12 protein-coding genes are annotated in these 15,580 nt (G+C 44.2%); 3 read left to right on the top strand and 9 right to left on the bottom strand.

Going from position 1 to position 15,580, the window contains the following annotated elements; all coding sequences use genetic code 11:
- Together hemW and VIN08_RS02155 are read left to right on the top strand one after the other, a co-directional pair.
- A partial coding sequence (gene hemW / locus VIN08_RS02160) for a radical SAM family heme chaperone HemW (protein ID WP_331959518.1) occupies nt 1-978 on the top strand: 978 nt, incomplete at its 5' end.
- 60 nt (nt 979-1,038) lie between these two features.
- Entirely contained in the window at nt 1,039-1,407 is a 369-nt protein-coding gene (locus VIN08_RS02155; RefSeq protein ID WP_331959515.1) for a hypothetical protein, read from the top strand.
- 11 nt (nt 1,408-1,418) lie between these two features.
- Here VIN08_RS02155 and VIN08_RS02150 read toward each other — a convergent pair whose 3' ends face one another.
- The 9 genes from VIN08_RS02150 to VIN08_RS02110 form a co-directional block, all read right to left on the bottom strand.
- A complete protein-coding gene (locus VIN08_RS02150) occupies nt 1,419-2,141 on the bottom strand; it encodes a LytR/AlgR family response regulator transcription factor (protein WP_331959512.1) in 723 nt (240 codons plus the stop codon).
- Nucleotides 2,119-3,183, bottom strand: coding sequence for a sensor histidine kinase (locus VIN08_RS02145; protein WP_331959509.1), 1,065 nt, complete (start codon nt 3,181-3,183; stop codon nt 2,119-2,121). Before VIN08_RS02145 ends, VIN08_RS02150 begins: the two co-directional genes overlap by 23 nt.
- 75 nt (nt 3,184-3,258) lie before the next feature.
- Nucleotides 3,259-3,507: a hypothetical protein gene (locus VIN08_RS02140; protein ID WP_331959506.1), complete on the bottom strand. Its 249-nt coding sequence runs from the start codon at nt 3,505-3,507 to the stop codon at nt 3,259-3,261.
- Between the two features lie 46 nt (nt 3,508-3,553).
- The gene (gene uvrA / locus VIN08_RS02135; RefSeq protein ID WP_331959503.1) at nt 3,554-6,400 is read right to left on the bottom strand and encodes an excinuclease ABC subunit UvrA; all 2,847 of its coding nucleotides are present in this window, start codon (nt 6,398-6,400) and stop codon (nt 3,554-3,556) included.
- A gap of 380 nt (nt 6,401-6,780) precedes the next feature.
- Entirely contained in the window at nt 6,781-7,650 is an 870-nt protein-coding gene (locus VIN08_RS02130; protein ID WP_331959500.1) for an aldo/keto reductase, read from the bottom strand.
- Nucleotides 7,651-7,687: 37 nt separating this feature from the next.
- The gene (locus VIN08_RS02125) at nt 7,688-8,416 is read right to left on the bottom strand and encodes a hypothetical protein (protein WP_331959497.1); all 729 of its coding nucleotides are present in this window, start codon (nt 8,414-8,416) and stop codon (nt 7,688-7,690) included.
- 169 nt (nt 8,417-8,585) lie between these two features.
- Nucleotides 8,586-8,927: a bacillithiol system redox-active protein YtxJ gene (gene ytxJ / locus VIN08_RS02120; protein WP_331959494.1), complete on the bottom strand. Its 342-nt coding sequence runs from the start codon at nt 8,925-8,927 to the stop codon at nt 8,586-8,588.
- A 7-nt stretch (nt 8,928-8,934) separates the two neighbouring features.
- Nucleotides 8,935-11,415 carry a hypothetical protein gene (locus VIN08_RS02115; protein WP_331959491.1) on the bottom strand — a complete coding sequence of 827 codons (2,481 nt, stop codon included), beginning with the start codon at nt 11,413-11,415 and terminating at the stop codon, nt 8,935-8,937.
- A gap of 102 nt (nt 11,416-11,517) precedes the next feature.
- The gene (locus VIN08_RS02110; protein WP_331959488.1) at nt 11,518-13,497 is read right to left on the bottom strand and encodes a dehydrogenase E1 component subunit alpha/beta; all 1,980 of its coding nucleotides are present in this window, start codon (nt 13,495-13,497) and stop codon (nt 11,518-11,520) included.
- Between the two features lie 131 nt (nt 13,498-13,628).
- On the opposite strand from VIN08_RS02110, the gene VIN08_RS02105 reads away from it, so the two are divergent.
- Nucleotides 13,629-15,580 (top strand): ligand-binding sensor domain-containing protein (locus VIN08_RS02105; protein ID WP_331959485.1); only part of this gene is annotated, 1,952 nt, incomplete at its 3' end.

Here is a 15,580-nt window from a genome sequence, read left to right as displayed (position 1 = left end):
ATCAACACGATTTACTTCGGGGGAGGAACACCTTCTCTTCTATCGGAAGACGAATTGAATTTTCTGCTTGAAACTATCCGCGAAAATTTCCCCGTTAATCCTATGGCAGAAATTACACTGGAAGCAAACCCGGATGATCTTTCTTCCACGCAACTTCATAAAATCAGAGAGGCAGGTATAAACCGGTTAAGTATCGGTATACAATCTTTTGATGATAAAGTGCTGCATTTTCTGAATCGTGCCCACAACAGTATATCTGCAAAAAGTTGTGTGGAAGAAGCGCGTCAGGCAGGGTTCAAGAACATCAGCATCGATCTGATCTATGCTATTCCGGATCAGGATCATGCGATGTGGAAGAATAATATTCAACAGGCGCTTCAACTTCAGCCCGAACATATTTCATCTTACTCGCTTACCATTGAAGACAAAACCGTGTTTGGTCGTTGGGCAGCAACAGGAAAGTTGAAAGCTGCAGACGATGAAACGGCTGCTGCACAATTGGAAATTTTGATTGATACATTGGAGAGTGCTGGCCTTACTCAATATGAAGTATCAAACTTTGCGCGCCCCGGATTCGAGTCTAAACACAACAGCAGTTATTGGAAGCAGGAAAAATATTTAGGTGTTGGGCCAAGCGCCCATTCGTATAACAACCACAGCCGTCAGTATAACCTAAGCAACAATCATCAATACATTGAAAGCATGAAGCGGGATGTTATTCCATTTACTCAAGAGGAGCTAACAATGGAAGACAAGGTCAACGATTTTTTGCTGACAACATTACGAACGGTGTGGGGTGCTGATTTGAAAAAATTACAAACACTTTATCGTTACAACCTGCTAGGCGATCAACGGGAATATATCGATTCGCTGCTTTCTGCAAATTTCGCAAAACTCGAAAATGATGTGCTGGTATTGACAAAATCGGGAATGCTGCTTGCCGACAAGATCGCGTCTGATTTATTTTTGCTTAAGTAACCAATTGTCTTTCAAGCTCCCGGAAGTTTTGTATTTTTCACACTTTCCGGAACCCAAAAAATGAAATCCTCTGAAGAGAAGAAAGTATTCATGCTTCTTAAGTCTGTTATCTTTTACTATCACGGGCTTGATGAAGAAGAGAAGAACGACCTTGACAAAACAGCGCGTGAATTAGATGCTCAGGAAGAATACGCCTGGGCTCTTGAGTTTATTGCTAAAGATTATGTAACAGCATTTGATCGCGCACGTGAATTTCTGAACAACATCATTGGCGATTATGCAAAAGAAAAACGCATTGAGCTGATCAACATGGTATGGCAGGCAAACAACCTGAAAGGCTATGTTACCGAAATGGAAGCCACTGCCATGCTGAAGCTGGCGAAAGACTGGAACGTGCAGAAAGAATTAATCGAACTGGTGCTTGCGTAATAACACTTACGCTAGAGGCTCATCATATCTTTAAACTTGGCGGCCTGTCTGCGGCTTACTTCTACTTTATCGCCACCACGCAGTTTTACCATAAGGCCTCCGTTAAACCACGGCTCTATACCTTCTACCCAGCTAAGATTTACTATATGCTTGCGGCTTGCGCGAAAGAAAGCACGTTCATCCAGTTTCTCATCCAATGCATTCAATGATTTGTGAATCATCGGACGATTCGCATCGAAATATACTTTGATATAATTACCGTCTGATTCGAAGAGACGCACATTCGAAAGACTTACAAACCAACAACGATCGCCATCTTTTACAAATACCTGGTCGTTGAGGCCGAGCTTCTTCTCAGGGCCGCGTAAAGCCACTACTTTAGCACGCTCCTTCTCAGCAAGCTTCGATACTGTTTCAGCAAGTCGCTCGGGTTGTATAGGCTTTAACAAATAATCCAGAGCATTCACTTCAAAAGCTTTCAGCGCAAACTCATCGTAGGCTGTAGTAAATACTACCAGCGGCACACCGTCTAATTCTTCCAATAGCTGAAAGCCGGTTTTACCGGGCATCTGAATATCGAGGAACAACAGATCCGGATTCAGATCATTTACCATTTGTGTTGCCTCTTCAGCGTTGGCAGCTTCCCCAACAACTTCAATCATCGGGTGGTCTTCCAATAATTTCATTAATTCTTTGCGCGCCAGGCGCTCGTCATCCACGATTAATGCTCTCATAAGTGATGTGTTGAGGAATTATGATTTCAGTAAGTACAAAATTATCGTTTTCATTTACAATACGGAACGAGGCCTCATCGCCATAGATCAGTTTCAATCGCTGGATTGTATTCTTCAATCCCAAGCCCGTCTTGGTTCGCTTCGTTCCATTTATCAGGTGGCCCGTATTACGGATATGTATCTTCATACGATCGTTGTCCACATACGTCTTTACCTGTATCATACCACCCTTGGTAAGTTTAGATATACCATGCTTAATGCCGTTCTCTACCAACGTTTGGATCATCAGTGGCGGCACTAAAAATCCATATGACATCGGGTGTATATCAAACTCTGTTTTAAGTCGCTCTTCAAAACGTATACTCTCCAGGCCGAGGTAATCTTTTACAATGCGAAGCTCGTCATCAAATTTAGTAAGTCCTTTCTTATCAGACGCCAGACTATTGCGCAGAATATTGGAGAGTTGGTTGATGGCCTGTTTTGATTTTGAAGGATTCTCATCCACCAGTGCCCGTATACTATTCAATGCATTGAAGATAAAATGCGGATTGAGCTGCGACTTGAGATTATTCAATTCGATCTCGATCATGGATGCTTCATACTTCAACGATTTATTATACCGGTCGAAGTAGTGGTATATAAAATAAAAAAGCGACCAGAGGAAAAATACAATGGTATAGAAAAATGATTGCCCCAGTATCTGCGAAGGATCAAACGCTGTAACCGGATCGAACAAGCGTCCGAGGATCATGTTTACGGGTATACGCAGAAAATATACTATAATACCCATTCCGAAAACGGCAATCAGTACACTCGGAATAAGTTTTGGCATCGGGAAGTATAGCCACTTCCAACGGATAAGAAAGCTGCGAAAGAAATGTGTTATCAGTAAACACAGCATGGCTTCCACCAGCAGGAATATAACGCGCCTGGGTGTAACATCTCCTGCGGCTGCCAAAAAACTTGAGCCGATCTGAATGAAGGCGTATAACAACCACCCTCCTATCTGCAACGACCAATATAGTCTGTGCTTATTTACCATTTGTCCGTATCCTCAAAGGTACTGAAATAGTATACCCGCCCGTGCAGGATTTATGTGGATGGCAGATGCGCTGCTTTACAGGAATTTGAACTGGAGCACATACAAAAACACAATGCCCGTAATAATGATCAATGACCATGTAATAATCACCAGAATCTTTTTATAGGCCACCAGTTTAGGCTCGCCTGTCAGCGTATTAGATATAAACGACAATGCCGCCAGCATGTATAGAGACGCTTCCAGGTAATCGTGTTTAAAAAATTGATAAATGCTGACAGCAAGAAAAATTATTCCGAAAAGATACTGGCGAATGGTTGCATTCATAGTTTTATGTCTCCGCTTTCATCAAAGGAAAGCACGGGATATATAGTTAGTTTAGTTCTGCTTTCAGAAATTTACCAGTATAGCTAGATGTACTTTTTGCTACCTCTTCCGGTGTTCCTTTAGCGATGATCTTTCCTCCCTTGGCGCCTCCTTCCGGTCCTAGATCTACGATATAGTCTGATGCCTTGATGATATCCAGGTTGTGCTCGATCACTAATACTGTATTGCCTTTATCTACCAGCTTCTGTAACACATCCAGCAGATGTGCTATATCCTGGAAATGTAATCCTGTAGTAGGCTCATCCAGTATATAAAGTGTTTTACCAGTGTCACGCTTCGAAAGTTCTGTTGCCAGTTTTACACGCTGTGCTTCACCACCCGAAAGTGTTGTGGCATGTTGCCCGAGCGAAATATAGCCTAAGCCTACTTCACCCAACGTTTGGATCTTGCGTAAAATCTTCGGTTGGTTCTCGAAGAACGTAACAGCTTCCTCCACCGTCATATCCAGCACATCACTGATCGATTTGCCTTTGAAGCGAACTTCCAGTGTTTCGCGATTATAGCGTTTACCCTTACACGTTTCGCAAGGTACATGCACATCCGGAAGAAACTCCATTTCAATAAGACGAAGCCCTGCACCTTCACACGTTTCACAACGACCACCCTTCACGTTGAATGAGAAGCGACCTGTTTTATACCCACGTATCTTAGCTTCGGGCATTTGCGCAAACAGATCACGTATATCGCTGAACACACCTGTATAGGTTGCCGGGTTAGAGCGTGGTGTTCTTCCTATAGGAGATTGATCAACTTCGATAACTTTATCTATATACTCAAGACCTTCAATCTTTTCATGTTCCAAAGGTTCGGTTCGTGAATTATAAAAATGACGATTGAGTATAGGGAAGAGCGTCTCATGGATCAAGGTAGATTTACCACTGCCTGATACACCGGTTATACAAGTAAGTGTTCCTAAAGGTATATCCAGTGTTACACCTTTGAGATTGTTTCCTGCTGCTCCTGATAAAACTAATTTCTCACCTGATCCTTTTCTTCGTTCCTTCAGATAAGGAATGGAAATTTTGCCACTGAGAAATTTTGCTGTTGTACTATTGTTCGCAATAAAGCTTTTAGGATCACCGGCTGCTACTACGTGCCCGCCATGTCGGCCGGCACCAGGCCCTATATCCAATATATAGTCTGATTCGAGCATCATATCTTTATCATGCTCTACTACCACAACGCTGTTACCTATATCCCGCAGATCTTTTAATGCCTTGATCAGTTTTACGTTGTCGCGTGCATGCAACCCGATGCTGGGTTCATCGAGAATATATAGTACACCTACCAGCTGTGTACCAATCTGTGTTGCCAAACGTATACGCTGCGACTCACCTCCACTCAATGTGCGGATCGGCCTGTTGAGATTCAGATAATCCAGCCCTACATCTAACAGGAAGCCTATACGCTTTCGTATTTCTTTCAATACTTCTGTAGCAATTACGCGTTGCTTTTCATTGAGGCGTTTCTCCAATCCTTCGAACCACTTTTGCAACGCCAGTATATCCAGCTCAGCAAGCTCTGCTATATTTTTATTATCGATCTTAAAGTGCAGCGATTCTTTCTTCAACCGTGCGCCATTACACTCCGGACATTTTTTGATAATGGTAAAATCTTCCACCCATTTTTTAATGGCTTCCGATCCTTCATCACGTTGCTTCTCCAGGAAGTTGATGATCCCTTCAAAGCGCGTGTTCCATTCTGTGCCCGGATATTTTACTGATGCTACTGCAACCGGTTCATCATCGCCATAGAGTAAAACCTTCAACGCTTCTTTTGGAAATTCTTTGATCGGCGATGTAAGCGTTAATTTATACCGCTTCAGTATCGCTTCGATCTTTTTGAATATCCATATATCGCGATACTCTCCGAGTGGAAGAAAACCTCCGCGGCTGATGCTTAATTTCTTATCGGGAATAATGGACTCTTCGGTGATCTCTTCAATCTGCCCGAGACCATTGCAAACCGGGCATGCCCCATAGGGAGAGTTAAATGAAAATATATTGGGAGCAGGTTCATCGTACGACAATCCTGTTTTCGGATCCATCAGGAATTTTGAGAAGTGATGCACCTTTCCATTTTCTTCCTGCACCATAATAATTCCTTTACCCTCTTTGAGCGATTTAGCAATTGATTGACCAATGCGATGTCTGTCTTTCGCATCTACTACAATGCGATCAATTACCACCTCAATGTCGTGTATCTTGTAGCGGTCCAATTGCATCTTCGCGGTGATGTCTTGCAACTCACCATCTACACGCACTTTTGTATAGCCAGACTTGCGTATCTGTTGAAATAATTCGCGATAATGACCTTTACGTCCTTTTACTATGGGAGCCAGCAGTATAAGTTTTTTACTCTTGAAATTCTGAAGTATAGCATCCAGTATCTGCTCTTCCGACTGGCGAACCATTTTCTCTCCCGATAAATACGAAAACGCTTCACCTGCACGTGCATATAGCAGACGCATGAAGTCGTATATTTCCGTTACCGTACCAACGGTCGAGCGCGGGTTACGCGAAGTGGTTTTTTGTTCGATGGAAATTACCGGGCTCAGACCATTGATCTTGTCTACATCCGGGCGTTCAAGGTTCCCCAGGAAGCTGCGCGCATACGCAGAGAAACTCTCCATATAGCGGCGTTGTCCTTCGGCATAGATCGTATCAAACGCAAGCGATGATTTGCCGCTGCCGCTGATGCCCGTAATAACCACCAGCTTGTTGCGCGGAAACTCTACGTTTATGTTTTTCAGATTGTGCTCTCTTGCACCGATCACTTCAATATTCTCATGACCTGTCAGGTCAATCACTTTCTTTTCTGCTGCTTTCGCCATGGTAAACTTTGCAATAAGAGAAATACAAAAATGCTCCGCTGAATGTTTCCGGCAAAATGAGAAAAAGAATGGTTACATCTTATCCCTTCGCCTGTCTGTCATTCATGAAATTTATCGATACGCTTAAAAAGCTTTTATTTTAAGTTACTGGTAATTTACGGGCGTTACCCGATAGGGTTCGCTTTTGTTTTCGCATCGGTTGTCGAGATTAAAAGTATGCGATTTATCAGCATTCCTCCAACAGAACCAGTCGGTTATTTCTTTGAAGCTGTTTATTATATGGGCTCTGACTATTACATCGTGGATATTTGATTTCTCTTCGCCTTGTGGATGTTGATCATCAAACTGAGAAAGAAGTGCGCGCTTGCTGCGCGACCTGTCTAAGGCATTTCTTTTCCCTGCACAATCTTCAGCATCTCAAACCAATCCTGCAGATCGAGATTGATGTTGGTTGCATCAGCACTTTCTTTAACGCGTTCGGGCCTGGTTGTTCCGATTACCGGAAAAATACGCGAAGGATGTTTCAGCAACCAGGCAAGTGCCAATTGAGTTTCTGTAGCAGTATATTTCACCGCTTTCGAAAACATAGCTGTGTTATCACTCATGAGCTTTCCTCCTCCCAGTGGCGACCACGCCATTGGTGCTACACGATGTTTCATCAATGTATCGAGCGAACCATCAAACATAGAGGTATGATGTGAGAGAGAGATCTCGATTTGATTGGTTACCAGCGGAAACGAAAGATAGCTCTGCAACATTTCAAATTGCGTAGATGTAAAATTGGAAACACCAAAGTGAAGAACTTTACCTTGCTGCTTTAACACTGTAAATGCTTCCGCTACTTCTTCAGGGTTCAATAATGGATCGGGACGATGGATCAATAACAAATCTATACGATCAGTAGCCAGTGTCTTCAAGGAGTTCTCTGCAGACCATTGTATATGTTCCTTCGAAGTATCGTAGTGCTTTACCCAACTGGCCGGTCTATGCGCAGAAGGAAACTTGATGCCGCACTTGGTAACGATCTCCATCTTTTGGCGCAGTGATGGATTTTTGCGCAGTACATTTCCAAATATAGCTTCGTTGCTATGATCGCCATATATATCTGCATGATCAAACGTGGTGATACCACAATCCAGCGAAGTTTCAATTAACGTGTTGACTGCTGTATCGGGCAAGTTCCATCGCCAGGCACCTGAAATTATACGTGAAAATACCGGACCGCTGGCGTGTAGCTGTTGACGTTGCATAGTATATAGAGGAAAAAATTATTAACCGGATATCGATTTACTTCCGGCTTCCGTAGAAGAGTGTTATAAAGAGAGTCGGGAATATAGAGTAGTTCTTTGACTCCGGCATTAATTCTATCGTTTTGGTATAGGCATCTATAAGGAAGCCTGCTTCAAAACCCGTTACCTGACTTTTGGTTGTTCCTAATTCAAAGTTTATAGCAGCTTTCAGGTTTGCTCCCGGAACGATCTTGGAATCGCCAATGCCCTGAAACAATCTGCCTGTGCCGAGTATATCTTCTGCCGCCATGCCCTGATGATATTGCACGGAGTTAGATACGAGATCGTTGCTGCGTGCATACTCTACATAGTAAGGCGCCACGATACCAAGTGTTGGACCTGCAGCAAAAACTGCTTTGATCTCCACGCCTTGTTGAGGAGCTTTCTTGAAGAGAATACGATCGCGGCCGTATTGAAAACGAAATGCGTAGAGGTAATTACTCTTGCCGAAGATGAAAAAGTTACCGGTTTGAATGGAGTTGGTACGAACTTCCTGCGGATGCTTTACATTCATGATCTCCAACCCGAAGGTTTCAAACACACGCTCACTTCTCTTTCGTGCCTTCTTGAAAACAAGACCTCCGATAAGTCCACCAGAAGTATTTTTGTTTATACCCCAGGTAAATTCAGAATTATACTCATAGCTGTCCTGTGTTTGTGCCTGTACTTGCACAGCCAGTATTACAGCCAGAACTGATAAAATGGAAAGCTTTACAGACCGCAGCATCCTCACAAGATTCTTTGCAATAAATTTAGACTTTTAAATACCTAACGCAAATACAAACCTTAAGTTATTCACAATGACTTCAATAACAGGGGTTTATTAGGGACAACAGGAATTTGTCACCTTAAACCGGGGAAACCGCAGTGAACAAATTCCGTTAACTATAAGGAAACTAATTTTTGAGTTCGTCTTTCAATTGGTTATAGTCAATGCCCATGTGAGACCGGTCGTAAACAGCCTTGCCTTGAGATATAATCAATACCTGAGGCGATTCATGTTCAATCTCAAATTGCTCTGCTATCTGATTGGAAACTTCACGATAGGAAATAAGGTCGAGAAAGTAAGCCTTTACATGACCAAGTTCTTCGGGTTTCCAGTTACGCTCCAGCCGGTCGAGCACCATGCGACTGGTGGAACAGCGCGTGCTATGTTTAAAAATTACTACCGGATTTTCTTTTGATTCTTCTCTGATTTTCTCGAGCTGAGTCAACGTGTTGAGTTCGTTCCAATTCATAGTCTTATCAGTCATACCATAAGCCCTGCTCACCTTTATCGTAACGCGGCTTGTGCCCTTTATCTTTCAGATGCTCAGGTTGTGTTTCCTCTTTCTTGAACAAACGCGCCCACCATAGCTTAAAGTTCGTTAGCAGATCACGTTCTCCGTCAACATTATTTTTATTAAGCTTTACAAACTTGGCATCCGGATGAAGCGCCCGGTTCTTCTCGAAGAATCTGAACTTCTGCATCTTGATATTACCCTGATAATCGGTAGCTCTTGCAAAAGCCTTTCCGGGTTCGCGCACTCGCAGTGCTTCCTCTGCGCTGCTGGAGTTATGTATATACTTCCATGTACGGCGAACTCCTTTTGCATACTGACTGGCCTTGACCGTTTCTTTGCTTGGTGTTAATCCGTCTATAGCATCCTCCGGTGCATTCTTCTTCTTGCCATGCGCCGGCTGCTTTACTTTTATCTGCAACTCACCAACCTGCATGGTTGTTTTTGAAGGCTTCAGTTTGGGCGTTGCTTCTTCAGCAGCGTTTTCGTTCTTTACATACTTGCGCGTGCGCACCGCTACCTGGTAGCCATCAACGGCATATACCGGACTCTTCGGACGCTTTTTCTTCAAAGCATTTTCATTCGACTTCGGATTTTTAATATAGTCTTTCCAAAATCTCGGACGTCTGATATAGCCCGTAAATTCTTCTCCCTGATCGGAGAAGCCTGGCTGTAAAGTATATTTCCTGATCTTGCCCGGATAACCGTTAATCTTGTGTGCAGAAGCCGGGGGTATTCGCCCTTGTATAGCAGACTCTTTATTGTTCCATAATTTGCCACTCACACTACCTCCTCCTTTCAGCGGACGGCCCGCTCTGATGTTACCAGTATAATTACCCATGGCGGTAGACTTGGGGGCACGCACCGGTATAGGAGACTGTTTGTTATTCCACACGCGACCGCTTACGCTGCCTCCACCTTTCAATGGTCTGCCGGCTTTTATGTTGCCGGTATAATTACCCATAGCTGCAGATTTAGGAGCGCGCACCGGTATAGCAGACTGATTGTTATTCCACATGCGGCCGCTCACACTACCTCCACCTTTCAATGGTCTTCCTCTTTTTATTCTTCCGGAGTAACCAACCATACCTGATGACTTCGGTACACGAACTGGTATAGCGGACTGATTATTATTCCACAGGCGACCACTCACGCTGCCACCACCCTTTAATGGTCTCCCTCCTTTAATTCTTCCGGAGTAACCAGCCATGGCTGATGACTTCGGCACACGAACCGGTATAGCGGATTGTTTATTATTCCACAGGCGACCGCTTACACTGCCCCCACCTTGTGCATTTCTTCTTCCTCTTAATCTCGACTGAAATTTTCTGAGTCCTGTTATACCTTTACCAGGAACCTGGTGAGGTAAAACGCCAGACCGGACGCCTGTGCGTGTAGCCGACCGTGGTCTTGAACCGAGTATAGGAGTACCTTCTACTTTCCTCTTCGAAGTAAAGTTTCTTCCTCTTATTCTTCTACCGGTGATATCACCCGTCCAAGCCTGTGGTTTTGTGCGTGTAGCCGAACGGTAGCTTCCGGCTGCAGGTCCTCTATACGGACGTTCTCCAATACGCTTGCGTCCGGCATACGGTTTAAATTCCGGAGCACTTATACCTGGTCGGGGAGTTTCGTAATTTTTAGTTCTTAATTTTCGTCCTGCTATATCTCCCACATACGCCTTTTCTGTTCTGCGTTTAGGTCGCGGGAAATTAGCGTAGATGTTTGTACTCTTCCGTGCTATAAATGAACGTGAAGCCGAACGAGGTATAACTTTTCTTTTTCTTCCTGGCGGGGATCCATTTGGGTTGCCTTGTAATTTATTCAGTCGCGCAAGCGTTGAGCGGTTGGAAACTGTTCGTTGCCTACGCTGCGGATTCTTGGATGGATTATGAACGTACTGCCAGTTTTGTGAGTATACATTACTGGATTTACCAGTAACACTTCGTGTACGAACGCGGCCTCTTGACCCCGAACTCCTTCGCGCACTTCGTTCGCTGGTAGAACTATGATTAACATATCTGCCACTCTGTGGAAATACATTTCTTGCACTACCGGCACTCTCTGTATTTTTTGTACGAATGCGTCTGCCGGTGATATCGCCACGCCACGCGCGCTGTTTGTTACCCGGCTTGGATGTAGCACGCGGCAAACGACCTCCTATAGCTTTGCCCGGTCTGGATTCTCTGCGAGCACTGCTGGCACGCGATGCTCCTCTTGAACGTGCGCGACCATAGCTGCCTGGAGATTTTGATGTTCGATTTTTCTTTTTAAAAAGCTTAAACCGACTCTCGCGTCTTGTGCCACCACCTCCTGAAGATTGTGGCCGATCGCCTTTGGTGTTTTGTGCCAAGGCCGGAAGCGCCAATAGGAAAAGAATTACAACAAGCCCCATCGACTTCGCTGCCGTTGAAAAAATGCTGTTGCTATTGTGTGTTCTTGCGTTCAAAAAATGGAAAAGAAACAGGCTAAGATAAGGAAAAATTGCTTCCCGGTTTTCAGAACGTTCGATAAAGCGTTTTATTGGCTCCAACGTCCTGCTTGTGCAGCGTTAATACTCCAATAAAGCTTCGATCTTTTTCTTTAACCGGCCTTTGGGCAAAAAATTCTGCTCAAGAGTGGGCGCAAAAGGAATTGCCGTATCCAGGCTGGCTTCGCGCACAACCGGGGCATCGAGGTAAGCAAAGCAATGCTCGCTGATCCATGCTGCTATTTCTGCGCCTACACCTCCCGTTAAAGTATCTTCGTGCAAGATCAACACACGATTCGTTTTCTTAACTGTGCCCATTACGGCTTCACGATCCCACGGTAACAAACTGCGCAAGTCGAGTATATCTGCCTTTACATCCGGCATAGCGTCCAATATCTCGGTTGCCCAATGTACACCCATACCATACGTGATAATGGATATATCCGAACCTTCGCGTATTGTTTTTGCTTTTCCGATCTCAACGGTATAATAATCATCCGGTATAGCGTCCTTCAGCGAACGATACATGAGTTTATGTTCGAAGTACATAACCGGGTTAGGATCTTCAAGCGCGGCACAGAGTAATCCTTTTGCATCATAAGGATTGGAAGGGTATACTATTTTTAGTCCGGGTGTATGAAAGAACCACGCTTCATTGCTCTGCGAGTGAAATGGACCCGCAGCTGTACCGGCTCCTGTAGGCATACGCACTACTACATCGGCAGCCTGACCCCAGCGCCAATGAGTTTTTGCCAGGTTGTTCACAATCTGATTGAAGCCCTCGGTAACAAAATCGGCAAACTGCATTTCTACCATTGCTTTCATTCCCTTTACCGACAGCCCTAAACCCGTGCCAACAATCGCAGCTTCGCATAACGGAGTGTTGCGTACTCTTCCCTTTCCAAATTTCTCTACAAAGCCTTCGGTTATTTTAAATACACCGCCATACTCTGCTATATCTTGTCCCATCAGCACGAGACTATCAAAGCGCTCCATGCTTTGACGCAAGCCATCGCTGATTGCATCGATAAAACGTTTCTCTGTTTTCTTCTCAGAAGCCGGTTCGATTACTACTTGATTGAACGGTGCATATACATCAGAGAATTCTATCGTTGTGTCAGGTTCGGGATGGGTCTCCTGAAAAGCAGTCTCCAATCCTTCTTCAATTTCTTTTTTGATCCTGGCACGTACCTGATCTATATATCCCGTGTCGATAACTTTCTCGGTGAGCAAGTATTTCTCATAGTTATCCACCGGATCTTTCTTCGCCCACGCTTCCATTAACTCCTTGGGTACATATTTAGTACCGGAAGCTTCTTCATGGCCACGCATGCGAAAGGTTATACACTCTAACAATATCGGGCGAGGCTTTTCACGCAATTGTTCTGCTAATAACATCACCGTATTATATACTTCCAGAATGTTATTGCCATCTACCTGAACACCTTCTATTCCATAACCAATAGCTTTATCTACAAAGCTTTTACACCGGAATTGTTCGTTGCTGGGTGTAGATAATCCATAACCATTGTTTTCAATCACAAATATTACCGGCAAGTCCCATACGGCCGCCACATTTAGCCCTTCGTGAAAGTCACCTTCGCTGGTTCCGCCATCGCCATTAAAAACCACGGTAACTTTCTTTTCGCCCTTTAGCTTTGTAGCCAGTGCTATACCATCAGCCACACCATTTTGCGGACCAAGGTGCGAGATCATCCCAACAATGTGATGCTCGTTCGTACCAAAGTGAAAAGAGCGATCTCTTCCCTTAGTATACCCGGCCATCGTACCCTGCCATTGGGCAAACAATTTTTCAAAAGGCATGTCGCGGCCCGTAAACACACCGAGGTTCCGGTGCATCGGCAAAATATACTCATCCCGTTGAAGTGCCTGCGTAATGCCCACGGATATAGCCTCTTGCCCAATACCGCTAAACCATTTGGATATACGGTTCTGTCTCAACAGGATCAACATCTTTTCCTCGATCATTCGCGGAAACAAGAGTGATTCATAGAGCTTTCGTAACAGATCGTCAGAATGGTTTTTCCGGTTGAAATTCATATTCGGGTCAAATGGTGTAGCGGGCAAAGTTAAGCGAGTTTTTCACTTTCATGAGATCAATAAATTCTTAATCCTCTCAGACATCTCACACTAAAAAAACTCTGCTATCTTTATCGTTCATGAACTAAGGGATGAGATACTGCCTGTTGATTATCGCGTGCTTGTTGGCAACAACAACTATATATGGGCAGGAATTTCGTTTTCATCAATACCGGGTGGAAGATGGTTTGCCCAGCGATGTTATAAAAGCTGTGGCGCAGGATACACTCGGATTCTTCTGGATTGCTACCGATGACGGCCTGGTAAAGTATGACGGGCTTCGCTTCCGTACATATAAAAATGCTTTTCTCAGCCAGTATACCAAAGGCTTTCTTAAAACACATGATGGCCGATTGCTGGCAATCGGTGACCTTGACCTGATCGAAATTCAAAACCGGATTGACACTGTTTTCTTTAAACAGTTGATTCGCGGAGCGCGTGTTCCTACTGATTCAACCTTATGGTATGCCAAAACCATTTTTGAAGATAAAGAAGGATTGATCTGGATTGGCGAATCACAATCCATTCTGGCATACAATGGGGAATCTTTCAACCGCTATGATTTCGGTACCGCCAATCGCTCTCCTGTATTTGTCCGGTCATTCAGCTTCTTCGAAGATAGCGATGGAAATCTGTATACTATATCTTATCAGGGAAAAGTGTATCGCTACGATAGGCCTACACGCAGCTTTCTCCAGTTAAAATCGACATTGCCCGGATCTGTCAGTCACGTTTTGTTTAATCGGGGTATTTTATGGATAGCGGCTGGCGAAGGTATATATAAAGCAACTTTACAAGGAGGAGAGCTGAAGGAAATTCAACGTGCGTTTCCGGTTATGAATGCATCGTATTTGCTTATGGCTCAAGACTCCACTTTATGGATCAGTACTTTCGGTGAAGATGTATACCATGTAAAGCCGGATAGTATAGCACCACACATGGAAACATTGCTGTTCAATTTCAACAGCATTAACAGCTCGTACTTCAGCAAGGAAGGTGATCTGTGGATCTCTTCGGATAAAGGACTTATCATTGCGCAGAAGAACCAGTTCATTGTGCCTGACCTTAACTCTGAAGCGCACTTTATAGAAGGTATAGCAGACGACCCCCAACAGAAGCTGGTGTATTACTGCTATAAGGAAACACTTGTACAACTGCAGCAGGCTAAAGACGGCCGCACATGGGAGAGCAAAGTTATATATAACAATAAAGACAGTTACTTTCAATCCCTGCAGTTTGGCAAGAAAGGACTGTGGGCAAGTTCTGCTTTTGATGTTATGCTCTTTCAGAATGGTATACTTAAACAGCAATGGGATTTTTCGCGTGAAGGAAATTTTGTACACGATATATTTCTCGACTCGCACGACAACGTATGGCTAAGCCAGGCAAGAAGCTCTAACCTGAAAGTTATTACTGATGATCTTGTGATCAAACGATATAGCGTTCCGGTGAGTAAACAAAGTGAAGTAAACCTGGTGCGCGAAGGAGCCCGCGGAATCTATGCTGCTTCCAGTGGAATAACCTCTTATCTCTTTCTGAAAGAAAATGGTTCCGAAGAATTTAAGAACATCAGTCTGCCGGTTCGCTTCAACACCATATCTGACTTCAGTATCCGCGATCTGGCAGTTCAGGGAGATATACTCTGGATCGCATCAACGGAGGGGCTACTGCGCTACGATCACAAAACGATTAAGCGAATTGACCTGGGCGGACCACTCACCTATGTATCGGTAAGTTCTGTTGAGGTAATGGACGAGCAGAATTTACTCTTTTCCAATTCCTTCGGACTTATCCGTTATGATATTAACACCGGAGAGTACTGGCTATACGATGAGAATGCCGGGCTTCCTTCCAACACCATCACGGTGCGCGGTATACATGTCGATCATCAAAAACGCATCTGGGTAGGTACATCTTTTGGTCTGGCCTCTTCTATACAATCTATTATGGGTAATAAGCCTACGCTAAAACCATATTGTGTAAATGCGCAGGTAAACGGCAAGCGAAGAGAGTATGTAGATGGTCTTGATGCTCCTTACGGTTC

Source organism: Ohtaekwangia sp., from assembly GCF_036568665.1.
Lineage (GTDB): Bacteria > Bacteroidota > Bacteroidia > Cytophagales > Cyclobacteriaceae > Ohtaekwangia.
This window is presented reverse-complemented; position numbering and strand designations above follow the sequence as displayed.

Coding starts and splice junctions, on each gene's coding strand:
- uvrA (WP_331959503.1), bottom strand. CDS start 6,400: ATGGCGAAAGCAGCAGAAAAGAAAGTGATTGACCTGACAGGTCATGAG.
- ytxJ (WP_331959494.1), bottom strand. CDS start 8,927: ATGAATTGGAACGAACTCAACACGTTGACTCAGCTCGAGAAAATCAGA.
- VIN08_RS02150 (WP_331959512.1), bottom strand. CDS start 2,141: ATGAGAGCATTAATCGTGGATGACGAGCGCCTGGCGCGCAAAGAATTA.
- VIN08_RS02155 (WP_331959515.1), top strand. CDS start 1,039: ATGAAATCCTCTGAAGAGAAGAAAGTATTCATGCTTCTTAAGTCTGTT.
- VIN08_RS02145 (WP_331959509.1), bottom strand. CDS start 3,183: ATGGTAAATAAGCACAGACTATATTGGTCGTTGCAGATAGGAGGGTGG.
- VIN08_RS02130 (WP_331959500.1), bottom strand. CDS start 7,650: ATGCAACGTCAACAGCTACACGCCAGCGGTCCGGTATTTTCACGTATA.
- VIN08_RS02125 (WP_331959497.1), bottom strand. CDS start 8,416: ATGCTGCGGTCTGTAAAGCTTTCCATTTTATCAGTTCTGGCTGTAATA.
- VIN08_RS02110 (WP_331959488.1), bottom strand. CDS start 13,497: ATGAATTTCAACCGGAAAAACCATTCTGACGATCTGTTACGAAAGCTC.
- VIN08_RS02140 (WP_331959506.1), bottom strand. CDS start 3,507: ATGAATGCAACCATTCGCCAGTATCTTTTCGGAATAATTTTTCTTGCT.